We start from the raw sequence: 12496 nt of genomic DNA on the forward strand, positions 1-12496 counted from the left end.
AATTGTAAACAAAATCTACTATTGGGCTATTTACGTGGGCCCCAAAAAACATTATATTATATTTGCCGTACCATGACTAAAGAGCAAGAAAAAATACCTGCCTCAAAAGTTGCCCGCGCCACCCGGATTGTACAAACAGGCGTAAAAATTGGTGTAAATTATGCTAAACATTATGCTCAAAAAGCGCTGAAACAAAACGTAACCCAAGAAGACCTCGACCATAATAATGCAACCGATATTTTTAAAACACTTAGCGAACTAAAAGGCAGTGCCTTAAAAGTGGCACAAATGCTAAGTATGGAGCGCAATTTAATGCCGTCGGCTTATACCGATGTTTTTGCGCTGGCGCAACACAATGCGCCGCCTTTGTCGGGGCCGTTAATTGTAAAAACATTTTTAACCTACGCAGGCAAAACGCCGCAACAACTCTTCGACTTGTTCGATGTTAATGCTGCTTATGCAGCCTCAATTGGGCAAGTACATAAAGCCACTAAAAACGGCCAAAAATTAGCTGTAAAAATTCAATATCCGGGGGTTGCCGACAGCGTAAAAAGTGATCTAAAATTGGTTCGGCCATTTGCCATAAAACTATTGAGGATGAACGAAGCACAATCGGCGCCATTTTTTGAAGAGGTAGAAGAAAAATTATTGGAAGAGGCAAATTACGAATTAGAATTGCAAAACTCGGTTTATTTGAGCCAACAATGCCAACATTTACCTAATCTATATTTTGCCCAATATTTTCCGGATTTATCAGCTAAACGTTATTTAACAATGACCTGGCTAAACGGCACGCCGCTAAATGAGTGGTTAGCTAAAAATCCAACCCAACAACAACGCAATCAAATAGGGCAAGCCATGTGGGATTTTTATGCCCACCAAGTACATAAATTGCATTTTACGCATAGCGATCCACATCCGGGAAATTTTTTGGTAGATGAAGACAATCGCTTAGGGGTTTTAGATTTTGGCTGTGTTAAAAAAATTCCGGATGATTTTTACGATGCCTATTTTGCCTTTTTAAGTCCGGAGGTATTGTTACAGCCTCAAGAATTTGAAAAACATTGTTTAGCCCTCAACTTGTATCACGCAGACGATACACCCGAAGAGCGCAACTTGTTTGAACCTGTATTTGTAAAATTAGTACAATTACTAAGTAAACCCTTTGAAACCGAATTTTTTAATTTTGGGCATAAACCTTATTTTGAAGAGTTGTACGCTTTTGCCGACCATCTGTACCAACGCCCCGAAATTCGTTACCAACAAAAAATACGCGGCACCAAACACACCTTGTATTTGAATCGCACTTTTTTTGGTTTATATCGCATGCTTCACGACTTGCAAGCAACTATACATACTCATTTACCTATTGCCTGGGCCGGACGTAAGCCTTGGTTGCTTTAAAGAATTATTATTTTCGATTTTTTATTTCTTTTTTGTTTTTTCTAATGGATTTTGAGCGGCTAATTAATTTTTTGCCCCAGCGTTTACAGCAGCCATTGCCCCGCGAAATAGCTTGGCAACCCATGATACCACCAAGTTACGACCAAAACCGATACCGGCAGTACGATGTAAGTAATGCCCGCAAAGCCGCAGTAATGGCACTTTTTTATCCGGATAATGATCTTGCCGCTACTAATAATGGTGGGCGAACTGCAAAATTAGTTTATATCAAACGCACCGAAGACCAATACGTGCATAGCGGGCAAATAGGTTTTCCGGGTGGTCGTTTTGAGCCAACCGATACCGACTTGTTTGCAACTGCCTTGCGCGAAACACACGAAGAAATTGACGTAAAACCAAATCAAATTACGGTAATTGGCAGTTTAAGCGAAATATATATACAGCCAAGTAACTCGCTGGTATTACCTGTTGTGGGCTTTGCCTCAGAGGCACCTAATTTTTTACCTAATTCTAAAGAAGTAGCCCAAATTATTGAAACCGATTTAAATTGGCTTCAAAATCCGGCTAATCTTCAAAAAAAGCAAATGTACCGTTCAAGTAAAGATACAGCTATTGAGGTGCCTTTTTATAATTTGCATGGCCATACCTTGTGGGGGGCAACCGCATTAATGACTGCCGAGTTGTTATATTTGTTGCGGTGATAACTTATTTCGAGCAAGTTATTAAGCCTAATTTCCGCTTAGGTAAGTATAAAGTTTACCACACACGAGCCACCGCCTTTTTCGCAGCGCAACATAACATAATAATCGCCAAAGCTTGGTTTATTAATATTGGCTTCGGCAAAATCATCGCCTTGTGCTTTGGCATCGTGGTTGTTCCATTGTGGTGGTGCACCTTTTTTAATATACAGGGTAAACTGGCTGCCTTGTTCGGCAGTTAATGTAGATATGGTAACATTTAGTTGTTCGCTACTGCTAAGTTTAAACATGGCATCGGGGCGCATTTCTTTATGTAACCGCCCACCGCCTAAGGCTTTAAGTTGCAACAAAGTACATCCGGGTTGTGGTTTGGCTTGGGGGTATTCGGCATAAATATTAAATCCACCGCTACCTTGATAAGCAGTAATTAATACAAAATAGGCAGCTCCGGGCACAGGATTTGTAATGGTTTTTTCAACATTAGAGCCAAAGTCATTGGCGGCCAAATCGTTAATACCGCGGGTAGCATTAGCACCCCGCCGAATATACATATCAAAGTCGTGGTCGTCGTCTCCAACGGGCGAGTCGGTAGCGATTTTTAGGGCACCGCCTATCGTTAATTTGAATAGGATTTCGGTGCCGGGTTTAAGGTTAGTTAGCTCGTTAGTGGCTAAAAATGGCAAAGTTTGTGCGGGTAAATCTTCGGCGGGTGGGGGTGGGGGAGGTAGTTCGGGCACTGGGGGGGCGTCGTCAATGTTTCCGGCGGGGTTATCGGCAGGAATATCTTGTCCGGTGGCTTTAAGTACAGCTTTGTATGCGTTAATGCGCCCATAGCCAACATAAATGGAGTGGCCGCGCGAGTCGTAGCTATTGGGGTCGCCAATTTTATCGCAGGTAGTTTCTAAGATAGCTTTTACCTGGCTTGCGGTTAAATTGGGGTTGGCGGTTAATATTAAAGCACATACCCCTGCAACTAAGGGGCAGGCGCTCGATGTGCCGCCAAAAAAGGGGTCGTAATTGCCTTCTTGGTCGCCGGCGGCAACAACTTGGCCACTTGGCAGTTCAATAACACCACTTACATCGGCGGCTAAAATTCCGGCACCTCCGGTACCATTTGAGGGGGCACATACCGAAATTTGCCGTCCGTAGTTCGAGTAATCAGAGCGGGCATCTTTACTGTTTGATGCAGCTACCGCTATAACTCCCGGATGGGTTGCAAAGCCTTTAATTGTTTCGGGATTTTGTTTGTCGGTTATATTTACATTGCTGTTGCCCGAGGCAAATACAATGACGCAGCCCTTGCCGTTGCGGCCTTTAGTAGCACAACGAGTTATAGCGTTCAGCATCCGGGTTGAGATGGTAAACTCCATATCATCAATACCCCAGCTATTGCTTACTACGTCTGCACCTTTGTCTATACACCAGTTAAACCATTTTTCTATTTGCGAATCGGAAACATAAGTAAATTTTAAGGGCATAAGTTTTGCGTTTGGGCAAGCACCTACTACGCCTTTGCCGTTAGCTGCCCCTACGGCCACGCTGGCGCAAGGGGTGCCGTGCCAGTCGCCTATTTTGGGCGAGGGGTCGGTATTGTCGTCCATAAAATTATAGGGGTGTACTATTTTATTGCCATCACCTACTAAGTCGGGGTGTTTCATATCGAAGCCGTTATCTATGACAGCTACTACTAAATTGGGGTTTCCTAAAGATTGCAAATGTTGCCATGCTTGTACAGCCTTTGCATCGGACCCGGCTTTAAACAGGTTTGCCCCCCACATAGTAGTAGCTTTGCCCGAATTGGCTAAATGCCATTGATCTTTAAACAAGTCGTCGGCTGGAAGGGTAAAATTGGCAAAATTGGCGGGGCGTTGTAAGTCGGGTTCGCAAATGGCAATGCAATTATTTTGTTGCAAGGCCAAGGTAATTTTTATGGGGTTGGGCGAGGCTGCGGTTAGCTGGGCAATACAGTCGTTATTATCGCGGTTTTCGACAATATTTAGGGCAAATTCATCTATAATTGCCTGCCTTTCTTGTGCGGTGCTATCCGGAGTAAATTGTATATATAATTCGCCGGTTGGAATAATGGGTGTTTGGTCTTTTTTATCGGCAAAGTGGTAAACATGGGTGCCAATTTCAACACCAGGGCTTTGGCGCATATTATCAAGGGCTGTTTCAACGGCATCAATATTGCGTTCGGCGGGTTTGTGCAGTTCAAAATCGCCCATTTTTTCAATACCGGTATCGGGTTGGGGTAAACTTGAGCCATTGCGCACATTAATACTGCGGGTCAAACTGCGCGAAACAGTGCCCGGTGTAGGTAGTACGGCAAAATATTGTTTGCTTTTGGTTAGTTTTAAGTACGAGTTCCCGTACCTTATAATAATATCGCCTGAAGAGGATAGGTCGTTATTCGCTTGTGATGAGGTGCTATCTTCAGTATTTGGTTCGTTATTTGTGTTTTCATCCGGATTAATTTCGATACTGGTAGTGCTGCCATCATCCGGATTTGTTTCAGTTGTTGTTTCTATATTGGGTGTATCATCTGCATTAGCTGTTTCATCGGGGTTGATTTCAATTGTGGGTGAGGGGAATGTAGTATTATTGTTAGTGCTTGTTGTTGTGTTTGTATTTTGGTTGGCAGGCGGGGTGGGCGTATTGCGTATTGTATTGTCTTTTTTGAACAGACTAACAATAAAGGCTAAAATTTTTGATAGAAATGACATGGTGTTTATAAATGTGTAGGTGAAAAATTTTAATGATAGGGCAAAAGTATTTAATGCCGCAAGTTACTGCCTATTTTATTACCATCAAACAAGTGTTAAACAAAAGTTTGATCAATTATCAATTAAAACTGCCTTGAAACCTGCTAATTTACAGTTTTATTTTGTGCAAGTTTTATAGTTTTACAGCGCTAAATGCCATATTAATACTATTTTTATACCCTTATTAGTTGTTTTTTGCAAAAGCTTGGCACTAACTTTGTGGTAACTGTATAGTATTTTATATTTTTTAAGCATAAAACCTTAATGGTGCATAAGAAACAAAGTGATTTTATTGTCAAGGTTTGTTGCTTTTAATTCACTTCCTCGGCTCAAAAATTATCGTAAATATCAACTTGTATTTTGCGTTTTTTTATACATTACTTGTAAAGTTGATATTTGTGTTGTATTTGTATAATAAAAATTAGATTTTACCCCATATTTTACCCATTATATAATAATAAATTAAGAATCATATCATCCACATGAGGTTTTTTAACACAATGCGTCTTCGCGGTTTACTGTTTTTATTAATGGTGCAAACCACATGTTTAGCATTAAGTAATAATTTACAGGCGCAACCACCCAATGCCGTTAACGACAATGCCACCACAACCAAAAATACTAAAGTTAATATTTTAGTTTTGGCAAATGATATTGGCAATAATTTGGAAATTGATATAATTTTACCTGCCTTGCACGGCAAAACAAAAATTATAGGCAGTGTTGTTGAGTACACCCCCGACCTGGGTTACGTAGGCTACGATGCCTTTGATTACCAAATTACTGATACGCAAACAGGCCAAACAGACCAGGCTACCGTAGCTATAACTGTTAAAGGAACAGGTGTAGGCGAGCTTAAAGCTGTTGACGATTATGCACAAACTCCCATTGGACAAGGCATTACTTTAAATGTTACTGCCAACGACATGGGTAATGGTATTGAGTTGGTGAAGTCAAGCGTTAGTCCGGCTAAAAATGGAATAGTGAAAGTTAATGCCGATAAAACTATTACCTACACACCCGACCCCGGCTTTACAGGCCTCGACTATTTTAATTATGCCATTAAAGATGTTTTTAATAATCTTGATCAGGCATTAGTAGCAATTGAAGTTCAACCCACCCAACCCGATGATTCCTTAGAAATTGTGAAAGGGTGCACACCTGAGCTAAAACCTTTTACTATATGCTTTGAAGGCTTAACCTATGATGGTTTTGAGTTGGTTGTTGACCCCAATACGCTTAAAACATCTTACAATTGCAGTTTGGTAAAATTAAACGATACCTGCATTAAATATACCCCTTTGCCCGGATTTACCGGCTACGACACCGTTTGGGCACAAATGTGTACCAATCAAATTCCACCCTATTGCATTACTCAAACTGCCTATATTTATGTGTATGAAACCGGCGGTTGCCCCGGCCCCAATGCCATTGATGACCATGTTACAATTGGCCCCGATGGTGTAATTGTAAACGGGCAGGCCTCTATAGGCGGCTACGATGGCGCTTTAATTAATGCAGGTGCTAACGACGATGACCCCTGCGGCAAAACTTTAACCGTAGATGCCATTACGCAACAACCCCAAAACGGAACCGCAAATATTATAGATGGAAATATTGTTTATATTCCTGACGAGGGTTTTGCCGGCACCGATATACTATTTTATTCTACCTGTAATAAATGTGGAGAATGTGACGAAGGTAAAATTATTATCACTGTTTTGCCCAACGACTGCAACAAAAATATTATTACCTGCGTACCCCCACTCTCCACCTTCCAATGGTGCCCCGATTATTGCAAAGTTGATAAAAATTATATTACCGATTTAGATATTACCGTTGAAAATGGTGGAAGTTTTGTTTTACAACCGAATGGCTGTTATATTTATACCCCCCCCAGCATTTTAGAAGGCATAGATAAAATTACCATATTCGCCTGCGATGCCTCTGGAACTTGCGAAACAATTATTATTGATATAACTATTGGCAATTGCGGAGAAAACGAGCCTCCGGTTGCCAACGATGACGAAACAGATGCCATAGTAGGTACACCTGTTTCTATTGATGTTACCAATAACGACTTTGATCCAAACGGAGACCCCCTGACAGTTACAATTATTACTCCGCCTGCTTGTGGAGAGGCAAACGTTGTAGGCAACCAAATAGTTTATACTGCCACCGACGAAACTTGCATAGGAGACCAAATTATTGTTTATGAAGTTTGCGACCCCGATGGTCTTTGCGACCAAGCCACAGTTACTATACACGTAAAAGAAGACTGCGATTTTGAAACCCAATATTGCACCGCACCAATGAAATCGGTTATTATATGTGTTGAGTTTTGCGATTTAGCCGGCAGCGACAGCACTTGGGTGAAAGAGGCAACTACTACCTTTAATTGCAGTATTCATTTAATTAAAGACAAACCCAATTGCATAAAATATACACCGTTGCCCGGATTTACCGGCACCGATACCGTTTATATTATTGGCACAAATGAAGATGGCCAATTAGATACCGTTGTAGTATATGTAACTACCGGATGCTCGCAGCCAACCGCCAACGATGACGAAGCAACAGTAATATCCGGAAATAATATAGATATTCCGGTTTTAGATAACGACACCGACCCCTGCGACAACCCATTATATCCAACAGTAGTTAATCCGCCACAAAATGGCTCGGTAGTGGTTAACCAAGATAGCACCATAAATTATACACCAAACCCCGGATTTGTCGGCACCGACCAGTTTACCTATACAGCCTGTAACGAATGTGACGACCCCGGTGGCGACAAATGCGACGAGGCCATTGTAACAATTACCGTTACGCCCAACGATACTAGCTCGGTAGATGCCCAACCCGATGTAGAATTTACCAAAGAAAACACTCCCATAACTTTTAATGTGCTTGACAACGACATAGGCGACAATTTAACCCTAACCCAAATTATTGACGACCCCGATCATGGCACAATTGTAACCAATCCGGATGGAACGGTAACTTATACCCCCGACTCAAGCTATGTTGGCCCCGATTATTTTGTTTACGAAGCCTGCAACAACCAAGGCGTTTGCGATATTGCAGTAGTAGCCATAACCATTCAGCCCGATACAACTGCCAACCAACCGCCTACGGCCAATAACGATGTGGCAACCACACCCAAAGATACGCCTGTTATCATTCCGGTATTAGACAACGACAACGACCCCGATAACGACCCCATCCATGTTGAAACAATTACCGACCAACCCGAAAATGGTACCGTTATTGTCAATCCAGATGGCACTGTTACCTACACCCCTAATCCCGAATTTGAAGGCGTTGATTGCTTTAAATATTTGGTTTGTGATGATGCTACTCCGGCACTTTGCGACGAAGGCGAGGTGTGCGTTAGCGTTGGTACAAATACCCCACCAAACCAACCGCCGTATGCTAACGATGATGAAACTACAACGCCAATAAACACTGCCGTTACCATACCCGTTCAAAATAACGATGACGACCCCGATGGCAATATCATTTTAATGGTTTTGGCGAGCGACCCCGATAATGGCACGGCTCAAATAGTTGGCACCGATATAATTTATACCCCTAACGATGGCTTTGTGGGTGTTGATTATTTCACCTATATTATTTGCGATGATGGTATTCCGCAACTCTGCGACACCGCTTCGGTAAAAATTACCGTAATTGGCGAAGTTGACTCGGTAGATGCCCAGCCCGATGTAGAATTTACCAAAGAAAATACACCTGTTACTTTTAATATATTAGACAATGACTTTGGCAAAAATATTACAATCACCCAAATAGTTGACGACCCCGACCATGGTGTTATTAATTACGACCCTGTTACGGGAGAAGTAACTTACACACCTGATACTGGATATATTGGCCAAGATTATTTCTTCTATGAAATTTGTAACGACCAAGGCGTTTGCGACCAAACAATAGTGGGCATAACTATTCAGCCCGATACCATTGCCAACCAAGCGCCCACCGCCAATAACGATGTGGCAACCACACCGCTTGATACGCCCGTTACCATTGCCGTTTTAGACAACGACAGCGACCCCGATAACGACCCAATTACAACTACCGACATACTTACTCCGCCCTCGAATGGAAATGTAGTTATAAATCCGGATGGCACCGTTACCTACACGCCAAACCCCGGATTTACCGGCGTTGATTGCTTTACCTACTCTGTTTGCGACAACAAAACTCCGGCCTTATGCGATAGCGCGCAGGTTTGTGTAAGCATAGACACTTTGCCCAGCAATTTGCCACCAATTGCCAACTTCGACGAAACCACCACGCCTTTTGAAACGCCAGTTCTAATTACCGCACTCGATAACGATAGCGACCCCGATGGCAATATCATAGCCGTTTTTGTAAATACTAACCCGGCAAACGGCCAAGTTACCTACAACGATATTACAAAAACCTTTACCTACACCCCTAATTCAGATTTTGTTGGTGTTGATTATTTTATTTACAGCGTTTGCGACGATGGTGTGCCACAACTTTGCGATACTGCTTACGTAAAAATTACCGTCGAGTCTGACTCTACTGCCCAACTTATTGATGCCGAACCCGATATTGAATTCACCAAACAAAATACACCCGTTACCTTTAATATTTTAGCTAACGACAAAGGCGAAGAAATACAAATTTCGGCATTCCCGGATGGCCCCGATAACGGAACCATCACCGGATTTGACCCAGTAACCGGAGAAATAACCTACGAACCTAACCTCGATTTTGTTGGCGTTGATTATTTTACTTATGTTATTTGCGACAAATTTGGTTTCTGCGATACCACCCTTGTTTCAATTACCGTACAGCCCGAAGATACACCCAACCAAGCACCCACCGCCAATAACGATGTGGCAACCACACCGCTTGATACGCCCGTTACCATTGCCGTTTTAGACAACGACAGCGACCCCGATAACGACCCAATTACAACTACCGACATACTTACTCCGCCCTCGAATGGAAATGTAGTTATAAATCCGGATGGCACCGTTACCTACACGCCAAACCCCGGATTTACCGGCGTTGATTGCTTTACCTACTCTGTTTGCGACAACAAAACTCCGGCCTTATGCGATAGCGCGCAGGTTTGCGTAAGCATAGACACTTTGCCCAGCAATTTGCCACCAATTGCCTTCGACGACGATGCAATCACCAAAGAAAATACGCCTGTTACTATTGATGTATTTGCCAATGGCGACTACGACCCAGACGGATTGATCATTCTGTTGGTAAAAGGCTCAGATCCGGCTTATGGCTCTATTACAAACTATCCGGATGGTTTTATTTATACGCCTATCCCCGATTATGTAGGTATAGACTATTTTACCTATATTATTTGCGATGATGGCTTGCCCCAACTTTGCGACACCGCTTACGTAACCATTACCATAGAAGGTTCGGAAGTAGTAGCAAATCCGGATATTTATTACACCAATGTAGATGAATCAGTTAGCTTCGATGTGCGCGATAACGATGACGGTACTAATTTGCAAGATCCTATCATCACAACGCTACCCGAACATGGCGTGGCTGTGTTAAACCCCGATGGCACTATCACTTATACCCCCGACCCCGGATTTGTAGGTACAGATTATTTTGGCTATAAGGTATGCGACGACAATGGCAACTGCGACCAAACCTTAGTAACTATTATTGTTACCGACCAAGATAACTTGCCGCCCATAGCCAATAACGATGCCGTTGGTACTTACCCCGACACACCTGTTGAAATAGATGTATTGGCAAACGATTTCGACCCATTGGGCGACCCAATTACTATTGTAGCAGTTGTGGACCAACCCGATAACGGCACTATTGTGCTTGACCCAATTGATTCGACCTATACCTATACGCCCAACCCCGGATTTGTGGGTGTGGACAGCTTTACCTACGTTATTTGCGATGATGGAACTCCGCCACTTTGCGATACTGCCCTGGTAGTAATTAAGGTTGAAGACGGCAGCCCCACCAACGACCCGCCAATAGCTGTTGATGACGTGGATACCACCATTATTAATACACCTATTGATATTGATATTTTGGGCAACGACAGCGACCCCAATGGCGATAATATTATCATTACATTCTTTAGCGACCCCCTACACGGCTCGGCTGTATTAAATCCCGATTCAACTATTTTATACACCCCCGACTCCAATTATACCGGCCCCGATTATTTCTCGTATGTTATTTGCGATGACGGTACCCCGCCGCTTTGCGATACGGCTTGGGTATATATATATGTTTACCCCGATAGTTTGCAAATTGTTGATACAACCAATGTAAACGAACCTATTACAATATGTGTTACCGACAAACTATTATTGTTCGATATTGATACTATGGAAGTAGTTGGCTTGCCGGGCAATGGCACTATAATACTAACCGGAGGCGATTGCTTTGAATACACGCCAAACCAAGATTTTACCGGAGTAGATACCTTATACATTAAAGTTTGCGATAGTGTTGGTATATGTGTTGATATAGAAGTAATAATATATGTAATGCCCAATAATAACCCGCCAATAGCCAATGACGATTGCTTCGGCGATACCATTAAAGTTAATACGCCCGTAGTAATAGATGTTTTAGCAAATGATACTTACAGCAATTTATCCGGATTAACCATATTTATTCCGGTAGGATGCGAACCAAAAGTACCCGGAGCAACAGCTGTAATTGTTGATGTTAATGGTGTACCAAATATCGAATATACGCCGGCATTAGATTTTGAAGGCGAAGATGAAATTTGTTATTTGTTAATTGACAGTTTAGGCTTGGTAAGCGATACTGCTAAGGTTTGTTTCATTTACAACGATTCAATTAGCACGCAAATTGATACCACCTTAACAGCAAACAACGACACTGCCACCACCGCGCACGATACACCCGTTACTATTGATATTTTAGCTAACGATGTAGTAAGTCCGGATGTGCCAGTTGAAAATGAAACTGTAACCATTATAACAAATCCAAAAAATGGCACTGTAACGGTTCAGGCCGACAATACTATTGTATATGACCCTAACGCCGGATTTTCGGGGTGTGATAGTTTGCAGTACGAGTATTGCGCAACAATTGTTGCCTCGCAAACTGTACTTTGTGATACGGCATGGGTTGAAATATGCGTAGATCCAATTTGTGATATTATTGTACCCAATGGCGTTTCGCCAAACGGCGACGAAAATAACGACTTCTTAATTATTCAGGGTGTTGATTGCGACCCCGAAGGCAGTTATGAACTGCTTATTTTCAACCGTTGGGGCGACAAAGTGTATTGCGAGTATGAGTACGACAATACAAAAGCCTGGGATGGCAACTACTGGACAACAGGCCGCGAAGCCCCCGATGGCACGTATTACTACATATTTACCTACACGCTAAGTGGGAGCAATACCGCTAAACAACTTAACGGCTTTATTGAATTAATGCGTTAATAGTTTTGCTACAAGCTTGTTAATTAGCTATTTGTTAAGTGATGAATATTAAAAAGCCTGCCGCTTTAAACGGCAGGTTTTTTTGTTTGTAAGATAGCTTAGACCTTTTAGGCAAAGGCCATACAGAGCAGAAAGTACAGTCGTTTGCCTCAAG

At 42.4% G+C, this 12496-nt stretch carries 4 protein-coding genes; 3 read left to right on the forward strand and 1 reads right to left on the reverse strand.

Annotated elements, in window-relative coordinates:
• Window positions 1-72: 72 nt before the first annotated feature.
• Both IPI59_10365 and IPI59_10370 read left to right on the forward strand, forming a co-directional pair.
• Window positions 73-1404: a phosphotransferase gene (locus tag IPI59_10365; protein MBK7527936.1), complete on the forward strand. Its 1332-nt coding sequence runs from the start codon at window positions 73-75 to the stop codon at window positions 1402-1404.
• A 44-nt stretch (window positions 1405-1448) separates the two neighbouring features.
• Window positions 1449-2105, forward strand: coding sequence for a CoA pyrophosphatase (locus tag IPI59_10370; protein MBK7527937.1), 657 nt, complete (start codon window positions 1449-1451; stop codon window positions 2103-2105).
• A 38-nt stretch (window positions 2106-2143) separates the two neighbouring features.
• Here IPI59_10370 and IPI59_10375 read toward each other — a convergent pair whose 3' ends face one another.
• Window positions 2144-4825 carry a S8 family serine peptidase gene (locus IPI59_10375; protein ID MBK7527938.1) on the reverse strand — a complete coding sequence of 894 codons (2682 nt, stop codon included), beginning with the start codon at window positions 4823-4825 and terminating at the stop codon, window positions 2144-2146.
• Between the two features lie 539 nt (window positions 4826-5364).
• Between IPI59_10375 and IPI59_10380 the strand changes: the two genes are divergently transcribed.
• Complete coding sequence (locus tag IPI59_10380) at window positions 5365-12342, forward strand: tandem-95 repeat protein (protein ID MBK7527939.1); 6978 nt, start codon at window positions 5365-5367, stop codon at window positions 12340-12342.
• Window positions 12343-12496 lie beyond the last annotated feature (154 nt).

Source organism: Sphingobacteriales bacterium, assembly GCA_016706405.1.
GTDB lineage: Bacteria > Bacteroidota > Bacteroidia > Chitinophagales > UBA2359 > BJ6.

Coding starts and splice junctions, on each gene's coding strand:
- IPI59_10380 (MBK7527939.1), top strand. CDS start 5,365: ATGCGTCTTCGCGGTTTACTGTTTTTATTAATGGTGCAAACCACATGT.
- IPI59_10375 (MBK7527938.1), bottom strand. CDS start 4,825: ATGTCATTTCTATCAAAAATTTTAGCCTTTATTGTTAGTCTGTTCAAA.
- IPI59_10365 (MBK7527936.1), top strand. CDS start 73: ATGACTAAAGAGCAAGAAAAAATACCTGCCTCAAAAGTTGCCCGCGCC.
- IPI59_10370 (MBK7527937.1), top strand. CDS start 1,449: ATGGATTTTGAGCGGCTAATTAATTTTTTGCCCCAGCGTTTACAGCAG.